Here is a 14,143-nt window from a genome sequence, read left to right as displayed (position 1 = left end):
TCACGTCATGGGAGGACGCACACGCAATTTCGAAAAAACCGCATGAACCGGGGATGAATGCCGGGATTAAAGCTTTGTAATGTTAGAGATTTCGGAAATACGGCACGGCTGAGGAACTCGCCGGGGACGATCTCTGCGATCGACGCTGCACCGTTCAATCCCGACGCCGGCTGAGAACGACGGTCGCTAACAATCCTAGAACCACAAGCCCGACGGCGGCGGCGGTCGCCGGATGGTCGCGGGCGGTGGATTCGAGCGCATAGGCGCGGCGGCGCAGACCGGGCAGCCGCTCGCCGATCATGTCCTTGAAGTCGGAAAGATAATCCATCGCGGCATCCCTGCCGTCGTCGTAATAGGCGCCGCCCCGCTTGGCGACGTCCCGCTTCAGCGCGGAAAGTTCGCGCGAAAGGGCCGCGACCTGCCTTTCCAGATCGAGGTCGGTCAAATTGGAAAGCGAAGCCATGAGCATGTCCTTGTTACGAGAGGACATGAAACGCCACGCCATGGGGAAGGTTCCTGCCGCCCGGCGGATGTGGCGGCATCTTGAATCGACGGATACTGCGAAGAGCCGTCAGCGAACCTGATCGAGCAGGCGCTTGCACTCGAGCAGGTCGAAGAGTGCCTCCTGCAGCAGCGCGCGGTTGTCGCGCGACAGCCGCCCGCTGTCGGGCGCCACCGGCCCTTCTTCCTCAGCCTTGCCGAGGCCGAAGAAACGCCGGCTGGGCTTGACCTTGGGCTGGCCCACCAGCATCTCGTCGTCGCTGCCGCGCGGCTGCGCGGCCGGCGTCAGCGGCACGGCATCGGCCTGCTTGCGCTGCGCGATCGCCTCGACCGCCGCCATGTCGCCGTTGCCGATGGCGACGAGGAACTGGTTGCCGTTCTCGCGCAGCAGCTTCTGCACGCCCTTGATGGTGTAGCCCTGGTCGTAGAGCATATGGCGGATGCCCTTGATGAGATCGACATCCTGCGGGCGGTAGTAGCGGCGCCCGCCACCACGCTTCATCGGCTTGATCTGCGAAAAGCGCGTTTCCCAGAAGCGCAGGACATGCTGCGGCAGGTCGAGGTCCTCTGCGACCTCGCTGATGGTACGGAAGGCGTCGGGGCTCTTGTCCATGGGATGAATCCTCGGGCTGGACGTAGATACGGCATCATAGCGCCGAATCGAGCCTTATTTCAGCGGTTTGTTGACCGATATTCAAGCCTGGCGTCAAACGCCGGCCGACTTGTCAACCGCCATCTGCCGTTGCGCGGATGGCTACTTGCCGCCCTTGGCCTTGTTCTGGTGCGCCTTGAGGATGCGATTCTTCAAGACGTTCGACGCCTTGAAGGTCATCACCCGGCGCGGCAGGATCGGCACTTCCTCGCCGGTCTTGGGATTGCGGCCGATGCGCTCGTTCTTGGAGCGGACGTGAAACGTTGCGAAGGACGAAAGCTTGACCGTTTCGCCGCGCACGATGGCCGTGCAGATCTCGTCCAGCACCGCTTCGACCAATTCGGCGGATTCCGTGCGCGACAGGCCGACCTTACGATAGACGGCTTCGGCAAGGTCAGCACGCGTAAGTGTCTTTCCCCCCATGCGACCGTCCCATCAGCTTAAATCGACAAATATACAAGGCGCGGCGGAGCGTAAGTAATTGAACCGCCTAGGTCAAGGACCGAACCGTTCGGTTCTCTCCTACCAGCGAATCAGCACCGCGCCCCAGGTGAAACCACCGCCCATCGCCTCCAGCAACACCAGGTCGCCGCGCTTGATGCGACCGTCCGCCACCGCGATCGACAGTGCCAGCGGCACCGACGCCGCCGATGTATTACCGTGCAGATCGACGGTGACCACCACCTTCTCCTCGGCTATCCCGAGCTTCTTGGCGGAAGCGTCAATAATCCGTTTATTCGCCTGGTGCGGCACGAACCAGGCGAGATCGTCGGCGGTGATGCCGGCCTGGTCGAACGTCGCCTCGATCACGTCAGTGATCATGCCGACCGCGTGCTTGAACACCTCGCGGCCTTCCATCCTCAAATGCCCGACCGTGCCGGTGGTGGACGGGCCGCCGTCGACATAGAGCTTTTCGCGATGCGTGCCGTCGGAACGCAGGCTGGCGGCCAGCACGCCATGGTCAGCGATTGTGCCCTCGCCCTCGCCCGCTTCCAGCACCAGCGCGCCGGCGCCGTCGCCGAACAGGACGCAGGTCGAGCGATCGGTCCAGTCGAGCAGGCGCGAGAACGTCTCCGAGCCGATCACCAGCACGCGTTTGGCCAGGCCGCCGCGGATATAGAGGTCGGCCGTCGTCATGGCGTAGACGAAGCCGGAGCAGACCGCCTGCATGTCGAAGGCAAAGCCATGGCGCATGCCGAGTCGCTGCTGGATTTCCACCGCCGTCGCCGGGAATGTGTTGTTCGGCGTCGAGGTGGCGAGCACGATCAGGTCGATGTCGTCGGGCGTGAGCCCGGCATTCTTCAGCGCCTCGCGCGCCGCCGCCTCCCCGAGCGACGCCGTCGTCTCGTCCTCGGCGGCGATGTGGCGCTGGCGGATGCCGGTGCGCTGGACGATCCACTCGTCGGAGGTTTCGACCATGCCTTCGAAGTCGGCGTTCTTCATGATGCGGCGGGGCAGCGCGGCACCGGTGCCGCGCACGATGGATCTTATCAAGGTCTTGTCCTACCTGTCCTCGCCGTCGTCGGCGACGGCGGGCTTTCTCGTTAGCTGAGATTGCGGGTTGCGGGCATGAAACAGATCGAGATCCGCCTCGATGCGATCGAAAAGCCGGTTGCGCGCCATGTCGTAGGCAAGTTCCACCGCCGCCGCAAACCCTTCCGAATCGGCCCCGCCATGGCTTTTGACCACGATGCCGTTGAGGCCGAGGAAAACGCCGCCGTTGGCGCGGCTGACGTCCATCTTCTCGCGCAGCGTGTTGAAGGCGCTTCTGGCGAACAGGTAGCCGATGCGCGCCATCAGCGTGCGCCCCATGGCGGCACGCAGGTAGCCGGCGATCTGGCGGGCCGTGCCCTCGGCGGTCTTCAGCGCGATATTGCCGGAAAACCCTTCCGTCACCACCACGTCGACCGTTCCCTTGCCGATGTCGTCGCCCTCGACGAAGCCGTGATAGGTCATCGAGGCCATGTCGGCCTCACGCAGCATGCGTCCGGCCTCCTTGACCTCCTCCTGGCCCTTGATCTCCTCCACGCCGACATTGAGCAGGCCGACCGTCGGGCGCTCGATGCCGAAAACGGAACGCGCCATGCCGGTGCCCAGGATGGCGAAATCGATGAGTTGCTGGGCGTCTGCCCCGATGGTGGCGCCGACGTCCAGCACCACGCTCTCGCCGCGCAGCGTCGGCCAGATGGCGGCGATCGCCGGACGGTCGATGCTGGCCATGGTGCGCAGGCAGAATTTCGACATAGCCATCAGCGCGCCGGTGTTGCCGGCCGACACGCAGGCATCCGCCGTTTCCGCCTTCACCGCCTCGATGGCCTTCCACATCGAGGACTTCCAGCGGCCGTGCCGCAGCGCCTGGCTCGGCTTGTCGTCCATCTTGACCGCGACGTCGCAATGAAAGAACTCGGATTTCTCCTGCAGCGCGGGGAATTTGGCGAGCTCGGGGCGAACCGCCTCTTCCCGCCCGTAGACGATGAAGCGGATGTCTGGGCGACGGACCGCGACCTGCGCAAGCGCAGGCACGACCACGCCCGGCCCGTGGTCGCCGCCCATGGCATCGATGGAAATCCTGATCAAGCTGCGGTCATCTCACGGTTGGCTTCGGGCGGCGCTCGCGTCGGCGAAAATAGCGTTTTTGCGCCGCCGCACAACGAATTTTCGAGTGCCTTGCCGACTTTCAGGATTTTCCCAGCAAGGATTTGAGCTTGCGCTGGAATTCGCTCTCGGCGGCCTCCTCGCCACCGTTGTCCAAGACGGCACCCGGCTTGTGCGGATAGGGGTCGATCGCCAGGCCGAAGAACTGCTCGGCCAGCGCACCGACATCGATCGAGTCGCCATCGAACGTCTCGGGAGCGTCCGGCCCCTCGGCGTCCAAGAGGATTTCGCCGCCACCCTCGAAGCCCAATCGGCCGAGCTTCAAGTCGCGCGGCAGGAACAGGCCCTCGACCGGCTCGTCGATATGGGCCTGGACGGGATCGAGGCTCACCACGCAGGCCTGCGTGATATCGGCTTCGACCTTGCCGGCGACCTTCACCCCGTGACGCTTCCATGGGCTTACCAGAAGGTCCGCCCGGTAGTTCTCGACCGACAACAGGCCATGTTCGCTTGCGAGCGCCTCGCGCTGCGCCGCATCCGCTTCGATCGTCACCGGCAGGCCGCTGTGCGGCAGCCGCGCCACATGGGCCAGGAACGACACCGGGCTTTTCGGCTCCTCATGCTGCATCGCCACCTCCTTGGCTCGCTGCCGGAAACGCCATCCGTCCGGCACAGATATCGGCGACCGGCTGCGCCGCCAGTTCCTTCTCCACACGGAATGCGTAGGCGGCGAGATCGGTTGCCTGCGCCCACTCCGCCGTATCCGGCCGCACGTTGCGGGCAAGGGCGGCGGCGAGTGCCCCGGCATCGGCCTGGTCGAGCGCATCGGAATAGGCGGCGGTGCGCCCGTAGAACATCTTGGCGAGCCGCTTCATGCGCTTGGGCACGCCCGGATCGCTGATGCCCAGTTCCCTCAGCGAATGCTCGACGTCGGTGAAGAACTCGTCGATCAGCACCTGCGCCACTTCGCGCGCCGGACCGCCCTCGCCGCGCAGCCGGTGCTGGAACAACAGCATGACGAGCGACAGCATCTCGAATCGGCCGAGCGGCGTGTCCGGCACCTGCCAGTCGGAATAAAACGTCTCCTGCCGCGCCGCCGCCACGATTTGACCGTAGAGCGCGTCGGTGATGGCGCGGTTGGCTCGGCGTTCGCGGCCGAACAGGCGCTGGAACATGGAGAGCGGTCCCCCGGTGACCTGTTTGTTGGGCTGGCGTTGTTGCATCGGTGGCTAAGCTGGTTTACCGGTTTTGCCGTCTCGTGCAAGCCAGAGCCGACGATCGACTTCGGACGCGGGCTCTAGAGAGACGGAATGGAGTTGTTGTTGCGCGCGCTGAATTTCAAGTCGAGGTTTTCGTCCGCCCCGGCCGGCATCGCTTCGATGCTCGTCATCGTCTCGGCGCTGTCGGCCTGCAATTCGTCCAAGATGTTCGGTGACGTCACCCCCGGCGAGACGCTGAACCAGGGCTACATCATGGACCAGCAGGCGATCGACTCCGTGCCTGTCGGCTCCAGCCGCGAGCAGGTGCTTCTGGCGCTCGGCTCGCCCTCGACCACCGCCACCTTCGACAACGAGGTGTTCTATTACATCTCACAGACCCGCAGGCGCGCGGTCGCCTTCGCCAACCCGTCGCTTGTCGACCAGAAGGTGCTGGCCGTCTATTTTGGCAAGGATGGCCGCGTCACCCAGATCGCCAATTACGGCCTGAAGGATGGCAAGATCTTCGACTTCGTTTCGCGCACCACGCCGACAGGCGGCAAGGACCAGAGCTTCCTGGCGCAGATCATCAAGGGCGCCGGCAAGCTCACGCCCGGCGCCGCCGGCAGCATGATCGGCGGCGGCTGACCGCTCTTCCCTTCGCAAACCGGGCATCCAAAAGCAAAACCCGCGGACTTCGATGAAGTCCGCGGGTTTTTCATTGGTCCGCGCGGCCATCGACCGCGCGGGATTTATCGAACTCAGCCGTGCGCCAGCACTGCCAAGAGAAGCAGGGCGACGATGTTGGTGATCTTGATGGCCGGGTTGACGGCCGGACCGGCGGTGTCCTTGTAGGGATCGCCGACGGTATCGCCGGTCACCGAAGCCTTGTGGGCGTCGGAACCCTTCAGGTGCTTGACGCCGTCCTTGTCGGTGAAGCCGTCCTCGAACGACTTCTTGGCGTTGTCCCAGGCGCCGCCGCCGGAGGTCATCGAGATGGCCACGAACAGGCCATTGACGATGACGCCGAGCAGCGAGGCGCCGAGCGCGGCGAAGGCCGAAGCCTTGGAGCCCGAGATCAGAAGCACGCCGAAGTAGACGACCAGCGGCGCAAGCACCGGCAGCAGCGAGGGGATGATCATCTCCTTGATCGCCGCCCGGGTCAGCAGGTCGACCGCCTTGGCGTAGTCAGGCTTGGCGGTGCCCTTCATGATGCCGGGGTTCTCGCGGAACTGGCGCCGTACTTCCTCCACGATGGAGCCCGCCGCACGGCCAACGGCCGTCATGGCGATGCCGCCGAACAGGTACGGGATCAGGCCGCCGAAGATCAGGCCGGCGACGACGTACGGGTTCGACAGGTCGAAGGAGACGGTGCCCATGCCCTGGAAGTAGGGATACTTGTCGCCGTTGGCGGCGAAGAATTCCAGGTCGTTGGAATAGGCCGCGAACAGCACCAGCGCGCCGAGGCCGGCCGAGCCGATGGCATAGCCCTTGGTCACCGCCTTGGTGGTGTTGCCGACCGCGTCGAGCGCGTCGGTGGAGTGACGCACTTCGCTGGGCAGGCCCGCCATCTCGGCGATGCCGCCGGCGTTGTCCGTCACCGGGCCGAAGGCGTCGAGCGCCACGATCATGCCGGCGAGGCCGAGCATGGTCGTCACCGCGATCGCCGTGCCGAACAGGCCGCCGAGCTGGTAGGTGGCGATGATGCCGCCGACGATGACGATGGCCGGCAGCGCCGTCGATTCCAGCGAGACCGCAAGGCCCTGGATGACGTTGGTGCCGTGGCCGGTCACCGATGCCTGGGCGATGGAGTTCACCGGGCGCTTGTCGGTGCCGGTGTAGTATTCGGTGATGACGACAATCAACCCGGTCACCAGGAGACCGATCAGGCCGCAGATGAACAGGTTGGTGCCGGTCACGGCCATGCCGTTGGCGGTGCCAACCTCGTTCCAGCCGACCGTCATCGACGTGGCAGCGCCGAGGCCGACGACCGACAGGATGCCGGTGACGATCAGGCCCTTGTAGAGCGCGCCCATGATCGAGCCGTTGGAGCCGAGCTTGACGAAGAAGGTGCCGATGATCGAGGTGATGATGCAGGCGCCGCAGATGGCGAGCGGATAGACCATCACCTGTTGGAGGTTGGCTGCACCGGCGAAGAAGATCGCCGCCAGAACCATGGTGGCGACGACCGTCACCGCATAGGTCTCGAAGAGGTCGGCGGCCATGCCGGCGCAGTCGCCGACATTGTCGCCGACATTGTCGGCGATGGTCGCCGGGTTGCGCGGATCGTCCTCGGGGATGCCGGCTTCCACCTTGCCCACGAGGTCGCCGCCGACGTCCGCACCCTTGGTGAAGATGCCGCCTCCGAGACGCGCGAAGATCGAGATCAGGGAAGCGCCGAAGCCGAGCGCGACCAGCGCGTCGACGACCTCACGCTCGCCCGGCTGATGGCCGAGCGGCCCGGTCAGCACCAGATAGTATACGGAGACGCCGAGCAGGGCGAGGCCCGCCACCAGCAGGCCGGTGATGGCGCCCGACTTGAAGGCGATGTCGAGGCCGGCCGACAGGCTGTTCGAGGCCGCCTGCGCGGTGCGAACGTTGGCGCGGACCGAAACGTGCATGCCGATGAAGCCGGCGGCACCCGACAGCACCGCGCCGATCAGGAAGCCGATCGCGGCCGTGCCGGACAGGAGCCACCAGGCCAGCAGGAAGACGACGACGCCGACGATGGCGATGGTGGTGTACTGACGAGTGAGATAGGCCTGCGCGCCTTCGCGGATCGCAGCCGAGATTTCCTGCATGCGTGCATTGCCCTGATCCGACGCGAGTACGGACTGCGTCGCCCAGATGGCGTAGAGAATTGAAAGCACGCCGCAGAGAATGACGACATAAAGCATGGTCATTTGCGGATTTTCCCCGATGATGCCGGCGGCGGACGCCCCGACGTTGAAATCGGGGCCGGATCCGCGAGCGAGCGGAAACCCGGCCCTCCGCAGGAGGCTTAGCGAAACAGGTTCGCGAACGTCAAGATATTGTTCGGTTTTTGCCCCGTTTTCGCCCGAAAGTTCAAGTCGCCGCCAAGATCGCGGCTCGAAGCAATGTTTATATCGATTGAAAGATCGGTGAGGCCGATCCGCCGGGCGGCATTGCTATTCGCGTCAGCCGGGCAGGCGTCGGCTCAAGAGTCGTTGCACGAACAGAAGTGCAAGGCAAAGCCCCGTCACCGGCAGGACGATGGTGGCCAGCATTTCCCATCCCCAGGCGTTGTAGACCGCGCCGGACATCAGCGAGGCGAAGGCGACGGAGGAAAACAGCACGAAGTCGTGGAAACCCTGCGCCTTGCCCTTCTCTTCGGGGTGGTAGCAGGCAGCCACGATCGCGGTCGAGCCGATGAAGGCGAAGTTCCAGCCGAGACCGAGCAGGATCAATGCCGTCCAGAACTGCCACAGTTCGATCCCCGACAGCGCCACCAGCGAACAGGCGATCAAAAGGGCGAAGCCACAGGTCACGATGGTGATCGCGCCGAACCGGTGAATGAGCCGGCCGGTGAAGAAGCTCGGCGCGAACATCGCCATCACATGCCAGGAGATGCCGAGCGTCGCATCGTCCGAGGAAAAGCCGCAGCCGACCATGGCGAGCGGAGCACCGGTCATGACGAAGGTCATCATCGAATAGGAGCCGACGGCGCACAGCAACGCCACGGCGTAGCGCGGCTGGGAGATGATCTCGAGCAGCGGCCGGCCCGTATCGGCCTGCGTCCGCTGGGTTTCGACGGCTTTGCGGGTCGGCAGGAAAAAAAGGATGGCAGCACCGATCGCCGACAGTCCGATGATCGCCACGAAAGAGCCGGCGAACGGCACGGGCGCCAGCAGCTCATGCGTGAAGATGACGGTCTGCGGTCCCAGCACCGCCGTCACGATGCCGCCGGCAAGCACCAGCGAAATGGCGCGCGCCTTGAATTCCGGCGGCGCGTTATCGGCGGCGGCGAAGCGGAACTGCTGCACGAAGGCGTTGCCCATGCCAACGACGGCAAGACCGAAGGCGAACAGCCAGAAACTGGACTGGAAAAGCGCTATCGCCGCCACCAACCCGCCGAGCGCGGCGACGCCGGAACCGGTGACGAAGCCGTCGCGGTGGCCAAGCTTGCGGATGATCGCCGCCGCCGGCAAGGCGCCGACCGCAAGGCCGACGCTGTAGCCGGTCAGCGGCGCCGTCGCCAGCGACTTGTCGGCGCCAAGCATGAAATGACCGGCAAGCGCGCCCAGCGCGAAGCAGATCGGCCCCGCCGAACCCAGCACAGCCTGCGCTGCCGAAAGGATGATGGCTGTGCGGCGCGCTTCCGCGGCGACGTCGCTCGCAGTCGTAGCAGTCATGCGTCCTTGCCCCGCCCCTCGCCGCGCACCCGGCGCGCCACGCGGTCGAGCACGGCGTTCACCAGCTTCGGCTCGTCCTCTTCGTAGAATGCCTTGGCGATGTCGACATATTCGGAAACGATGACGGCCACCGGCACGTCCTCGCGCTTCATCAACTCGTAGACGCCGGCGCGCAGGATGGCGCGCAGCGTCGAATCCAGCCTGGACAGCGGCCAGTCTTCGGTCAGCGCCTGGCGGATGATCGGATCGACCGTCTTCTGGTTTTCCACCACGCCGGCAAGGATGGCGCGGAACCACTGGGCGTCGGCCTCGCGGTAGAGCGCGCCGTCCACTTCCTTGCCCAGCCGGAACGCCTCGTATTCCGCGGTGATCTCCAGCAGTCCGCTGCCGGCGACATCCATCTGGTAAAGCGCCTGCACGGCCGCGAGCCGCGCGGCGCCGCGCTTGTTGGCCGGGCGAAACGGTTGGCCCGGTGCCGCAGGTCCACTCACGACGAGGCTCCCAGGCGTTCCTTGAGCGCGATCATGGTGAGTGCCGCGCGCGCGGCGAAACCGCCCTTGTCGCCCTCGCTGCGGCGGGCACGCACCCAGGCCTGCTCGTCGTTCTCGGTGGTGAGGATGCCGTTGCCGATACAGAGTGCTTCCTGCACCGCAAGGTCCATGAGCGCGCGTGAGGATTCGTTGGCGACGATGTCGAAATGATAGGTGTCGCCGCGAACAACGGTGCCAAGCGCCACGAAGCCGTCATAGGCCGTGCCGCCCTCGGCCGCGCCATCCAGAGCAAAGGAAATGACGGCCGGTATCTCCAGCGAGCCGGGAACGGTGACGACATCATATGTCGCCCCGGCCTCTTCCAGCGCCTTGGTGGCGCCGTCGAGCAGCGCGTCGGCGAGGTCGTCGTGGAAACGCGCCTCGATGACGAGCAGATGCGCCTTGCGTTTCGGACGGATGAACGCCTTGCCGTGTTCAGATATGCCAGCCATGAAGCTCTCCGAAGGAAGCGCGTCACTTAGGCCGAAGCGCACCATACCGCAAGCGCCGCGAAGCAGGCGGGACGGAGAAATTCGGCCGCTGGCCTCAAAGCCCTTCTCTCGCCGCCTCGGCCAGACGCGCGGCGTAGCGCGCCATCGTGTCGACTTCGAGATTGACTCGGTCGCCCGCCTTGCGTTCGCCCCAGGTCGTCACCGACAGCGAGTGGTGGATCAAAAGCACGTCGAAGCGCGTGCCGGAAACCTTGTTGACGGTCAGCGAGGTGCCGTCCAGCGCCACCGACCCCTTCGGCGCGATGAATTTCGCGAGTTCGCGCGGCGCTTCCAGCGTGAAGCGGACCGCATCGCCCTCGTCCTCGCGCGCCACGATCTCGGCCATGCCGTCGACATGGCCGGAAACGATATGGCCACCCAGTTCGTCGCCGATCTTCAACGCCCGCTCGAGGTTGATACGCGTTCCCACCTTCCAGTCCGAGGCGGTAGTCAACCGCAGCGCCTCCTCCCAGGCCTCGACCTCGAACCAGCGTGCATTGGACCCGCCCTCGGGCAGCGCCGTCACCGTCAGGCACACGCCGCCGCACGAGATCGATGCGCCGATGTCGATGGAAGCGGGATCGTAGGCCGTGTCGATGCGCAGGCCCACGCCCTCCTTGAGCGGCTTGACGCCTGCGACCGTGCCGATGTCGGTGACGATACCCGTGAACATCACATACCCCTTATCCACTCGCCGTAGAGGTCGTCGCCGAAGCGCATGTCCCGCACCCGCCGGAAGCCCGTCGGGATATGGTCCTCATCCAGCGGGGCGGCAATACCGCCCTCGCCCACCTCGACCGCACCGCGAAACAGCACGATGCGGTCGACCAGGTCGTCGGCGAGAAACGCCTTCGCGACTTCCGCGCCGCCTTCCACCAGCACGCTCGCCATGCCGAGCGCGGCAAGGTCTTCCATCAGTTCGGGCAGCGCGACGCGACTGTCCACGGTTTCCGTGCCGATGAAGCGCACGCCAAGGCGCTCCAATGCGGCCTTTCGCTGCGGATCGGCATGCTCGCAGGCGGCCACATAAACCGGCACGCGGTCAATGCCGGCCACCAGCTTCGACGCCTCGGGGAGTCGGGCATGCCGGTCGAGCACCACGCGGATCGGCGAACGGCTTTCCAGTCCCGGCAGCCGTACCGTCAATGCCGGGTCGTCTTCAAGCACGGTGCCGATGCCGACCAGGATCGCATCGGCCTCGGCGCGCATCAGATGCACCTCGCGTCGTGCGCTCTCGCCGGTGATCGACACCTGTCCGGCGCCGCGCCGGCCGATCTTACCGTCGACCGAAAGCGCAAGTTTCAGGATCACTTCCGGCCGCTTCCTCAACGAACGGCTCATATAGCCGACCATTTGCTCGGCCGCCTCGCGTGCCAGCACGCCCTCCGTCACCTCGACGCCGGCGGCGCGCAGGATCGCATAGCCCTTGCCCGAGACGCGCGGATCGGGGTCGCTGGCGGCGCCGACGACGCGCGCCACGCCGGCATTGACCAGCGCGTTGGCGCAAGGCGGCGTGCGACCGTGATGGGCGCAGGGCTCCAGCGTGACATAGGCGGTAGCGCCGCGTGCCAGCTCGACGGCTTCCGCCAGGGCTTCCGTCTCTGCATGGGGGCGGCCGCCGACGGCGGTGACGCCCGTGCCGACGATGAAAGGCCCTGCCCCGTCGTCGCGCACGATCACCGTCCCGACCGAGGGATTGGTCGCCGTCCGCCCGGCGTTGCGGCGCGACAGCCTGAGTGCCGCCGCCATGAAGCGGCGATCGATCGCATCCTGTCCTGCTGCGGCCTTGCCGGCCATTATTCCGCCGCTTCCTCGTCGCCCTTCAACTCGCCGAGCAATTCGTGGAAATCCTTGGCCTCGCGGAAATTGCGGTAGACCGAAGCGAAGCGCACATAGGCGACGTCGTCCAGCGACTTCAGCGCCTCCATGACCAGCCGGCCGATCTCCGCCGACGGGATTTCCGTCTCGCCGGAGCTTTCGAGCTGCCGCACGATGCCGGTGACGGCGCGGTCGATACGGTCTGGCTCGACGTTGCGCTTGCGCAGCGCGATCTCGACCGAACGCAACAGCTTGTCGCGGTCGAACGGCACCTTGCGGCCCGACTTCTTGACGACGACGAGATCGCGCAATTGCACGCGCTCGAAAGTGGTGAAGCGACCGCCGCAATCGGGACAGACGCGCCGCCTGCGGATCGCCGCGCCGTCTTCGGCGGGGCGCGAATCCTTCACCTGCGTGTCTTCGGACTGGCAATAGGGGCAACGCATGGGAACAACGCTCTCGAATCTGGTGAAGGACAGGCTTAGAGCCTTTTGCCGTTGCGGCAAAGGGCGGCCCGTCCTCCTACAGATAGCGAGCGGCCCGCGCCACCGCCAGAGGCCTCGCCCTCACCCCAGATATGGGTACAGCGGGAAGCGGTCGGTCAGCGCCGTCACCTTGGCTTTAACCGCCGCTTCCACGGCGGCGTTGCCTTCGTCGGAATTGGCCACCTTCAGCCCGTCCAGCACCTCGGCGATCAGCTTGCCGATCTCGCGGAACTCGGCCTGGCCGAAGCCGCGCGTCGTGCCGGCCGGCGTGCCGAGCCGCACGCCAGAGGTGACGAACGGCTTTTCCGGATCGAACGGGATGCCGTTCTTGTTGCAGGTGATGTTGGCGCGCCCGAGGGCCGCTTCCGCCCGCTTGCCGGTGGCGTTCTTCGGGCGAAGGTCGACCAGCATCAGGTGGTTGTCGGTGCCGCCGGAGACGATGTCGAGGCCGGTCTCCTGCAACGAGGAGGCCAGGGCCTTGGAATTGGCGACGATGTTGGCCGCGTAGGTCTTGAAGCTCGGCTTCAGCGCCTCGCCGAAGGCCACCGCCTTGGCGGCGATGACGTGCATCAGCGGTCCGCCCTGCAGGCCGGGGAACACCGCCGAGTTGATCTTCTTGGCGATGTCCTCGTCATTGGTCAGAACCATGCCGCCGCGCGGCCCGCGCAGGCTCTTATGCGTGGTGGTGGTGACGACATGCGCATAGGGCAGCGGCGACGGGTGCTGGCCGCCGGCGACGAGGCCGGCGATGTGCGCCATGTCGACCATCAGATAGGCGCCGATGGAATCGGCGATCTCGCGGAAGCGCTTCCAGTCCCAGATGCGCGAATAGGCGGTGCCGCCGGCCAGGATCAGCTTCGGCTTGTGCTCTTGGGCCTGTCTCTCGATCTCGTCCATGTCGAGCAGGTGATCGTCCCGCCGCACGCCATAGGAGACGACCTTGAACCACTTGCCGCTCATGTTGACCGGCGAGCCGTGCGTCAGGTGACCGCCGGAATTGAGGTCGAGGCCCATGAAGGTGTCGCCAGGCTGCAGCAGCGCCAGGAACACGGCCTGGTTCATCTGGCTGCCGGAGTTCGGCTGCACGTTGGCGAAATTGCAGTCGAACAGCTTCTTGGCGCGCTCGATGGCCAGCGTCTCGGCCACGTCGACGAACTGGCAGCCGCCGTAGTAGCGCTTGCCGGGATAACCCTCGGCATATTTGTTGGTCATGATCGAGCCCTGCGCCTCCAGCACGGCGCGGGAAACGATGTTTTCCGAGGCGATCAGCTCGATTTCGTGACGCTGGCGGCCGAGTTCGTCGCGGATGGCGCCGAAGATTTCGGGATCGGCCTCCGCGAGCGGCGTTTCAAAAAAGGACTCGAGATGATTCGAGGCGGCCGGTGCTGTTGCCATGGCTGGAACCCTTGCTGTCGGAGGAACTGCGCGCCCTTAACACAGTTGTCCGCGCCTCGCCATGTGGACCACGAATTTTGCTGGCCGGTTTGCGCCAATACGTCGTC

Annotated in this window: 16 protein-coding genes; 1 reads left to right on the top strand and 15 read right to left on the bottom strand. The window is 65.5% G+C overall.

Annotated elements, in window-relative coordinates:
* Positions 1-154: 154 nt before the first annotated feature.
* From E6C48_RS01875 to E6C48_RS01845, 7 genes are all read right to left on the bottom strand, one after another.
* Positions 155-463: a hypothetical protein gene (locus E6C48_RS01875; RefSeq protein WP_136353396.1), complete on the bottom strand. Its 309-nt coding sequence runs from the start codon at positions 461-463 to the stop codon at positions 155-157.
* Between the two features lie 108 nt (positions 464-571).
* Positions 572-1,114, bottom strand: coding sequence for a MerR family transcriptional regulator (locus E6C48_RS01870; RefSeq protein ID WP_136353394.1), 543 nt, complete (start codon positions 1,112-1,114; stop codon positions 572-574).
* Positions 1,115-1,255: 141 nt separating this feature from the next.
* Positions 1,256-1,576 carry an integration host factor subunit alpha gene (locus E6C48_RS01865; protein ID WP_136353392.1) on the bottom strand — a complete coding sequence of 107 codons (321 nt, stop codon included), beginning with the start codon at positions 1,574-1,576 and terminating at the stop codon, positions 1,256-1,258.
* Between the two features lie 99 nt (positions 1,577-1,675).
* Entirely contained in the window at positions 1,676-2,647 is a 972-nt protein-coding gene (locus E6C48_RS01860; protein WP_136353390.1) for a beta-ketoacyl-ACP synthase III, read from the bottom strand.
* Positions 2,648-2,656: 9 nt separating this feature from the next.
* Entirely contained in the window at positions 2,657-3,730 is a 1,074-nt protein-coding gene (gene plsX, locus E6C48_RS01855) for a phosphate acyltransferase PlsX (protein WP_136353388.1), read from the bottom strand.
* A gap of 100 nt (positions 3,731-3,830) precedes the next feature.
* The gene (locus tag E6C48_RS01850; RefSeq protein WP_136353386.1) at positions 3,831-4,376 is read right to left on the bottom strand and encodes a YceD family protein; all 546 of its coding nucleotides are present in this window, start codon (positions 4,374-4,376) and stop codon (positions 3,831-3,833) included.
* Positions 4,366-4,923 (bottom strand): ubiquinol-cytochrome C chaperone family protein, encoded by a 558-nt coding sequence (locus tag E6C48_RS01845; RefSeq protein ID WP_136353384.1) that lies wholly within the window; start codon positions 4,921-4,923, stop codon positions 4,366-4,368. The genes E6C48_RS01850 and E6C48_RS01845 overlap by 11 nt, the downstream gene beginning before the upstream one ends.
* A gap of 135 nt (positions 4,924-5,058) precedes the next feature.
* Here E6C48_RS01845 and E6C48_RS01840 point away from each other — a divergent pair, with 135 nt between their 5' ends.
* Complete coding sequence (locus E6C48_RS01840) at positions 5,059-5,592, top strand: outer membrane protein assembly factor BamE (protein ID WP_407940936.1); 534 nt, start codon at positions 5,059-5,061, stop codon at positions 5,590-5,592.
* 113 nt (positions 5,593-5,705) lie between these two features.
* On the opposite strand, the gene E6C48_RS01835 is transcribed toward E6C48_RS01840, so the two are convergent.
* The 8 genes from E6C48_RS01835 to glyA form a co-directional block, all read right to left on the bottom strand.
* Entirely contained in the window at positions 5,706-7,847 is a 2,142-nt protein-coding gene (locus E6C48_RS01835) for a sodium-translocating pyrophosphatase (RefSeq protein WP_136353382.1), read from the bottom strand.
* 255 nt (positions 7,848-8,102) lie between these two features.
* Positions 8,103-9,317 (bottom strand): MFS transporter, encoded by a 1,215-nt coding sequence (locus tag E6C48_RS01830; protein WP_136353379.1) that lies wholly within the window; start codon positions 9,315-9,317, stop codon positions 8,103-8,105.
* Entirely contained in the window at positions 9,314-9,808 is a 495-nt protein-coding gene (gene nusB, locus E6C48_RS01825) for a transcription antitermination factor NusB (protein WP_136353377.1), read from the bottom strand. The genes E6C48_RS01830 and nusB overlap by 4 nt, the downstream gene beginning before the upstream one ends.
* The gene (ribH, locus tag E6C48_RS01820; protein ID WP_136353375.1) at positions 9,805-10,299 is read right to left on the bottom strand and encodes a 6,7-dimethyl-8-ribityllumazine synthase; all 495 of its coding nucleotides are present in this window, start codon (positions 10,297-10,299) and stop codon (positions 9,805-9,807) included. Before ribH ends, nusB begins: the two co-directional genes overlap by 4 nt.
* A 94-nt stretch (positions 10,300-10,393) precedes the next feature.
* Positions 10,394-11,011 (bottom strand): riboflavin synthase, encoded by a 618-nt coding sequence (locus E6C48_RS01815; protein ID WP_136353373.1) that lies wholly within the window; start codon positions 11,009-11,011, stop codon positions 10,394-10,396.
* Positions 11,011-12,135, bottom strand: coding sequence for a bifunctional diaminohydroxyphosphoribosylaminopyrimidine deaminase/5-amino-6-(5-phosphoribosylamino)uracil reductase RibD (gene ribD / locus E6C48_RS01810; protein WP_136353370.1), 1,125 nt, complete (start codon positions 12,133-12,135; stop codon positions 11,011-11,013). Before ribD ends, E6C48_RS01815 begins: the two co-directional genes overlap by 1 nt.
* Entirely contained in the window at positions 12,135-12,602 is a 468-nt protein-coding gene (nrdR, locus tag E6C48_RS01805) for a transcriptional regulator NrdR (RefSeq protein WP_136353368.1), read from the bottom strand. Before nrdR ends, ribD begins: the two co-directional genes overlap by 1 nt.
* 120 nt (positions 12,603-12,722) lie before the next feature.
* Entirely contained in the window at positions 12,723-14,036 is a 1,314-nt protein-coding gene (glyA, locus tag E6C48_RS01800; protein WP_136353366.1) for a serine hydroxymethyltransferase, read from the bottom strand.
* Between the last annotated feature and the right edge of the window lie 107 nt (positions 14,037-14,143).

It is taken from the genome of Ollibium composti (assembly GCF_004801285.1).
In the GTDB taxonomy this organism is placed as follows: Bacteria; Pseudomonadota; Alphaproteobacteria; order Rhizobiales; family Rhizobiaceae; genus Mesorhizobium; species Mesorhizobium composti.
Note: the sequence above shows the minus strand (reverse complement) of the source record. Positions and strands in the feature narration are given on the sequence as shown.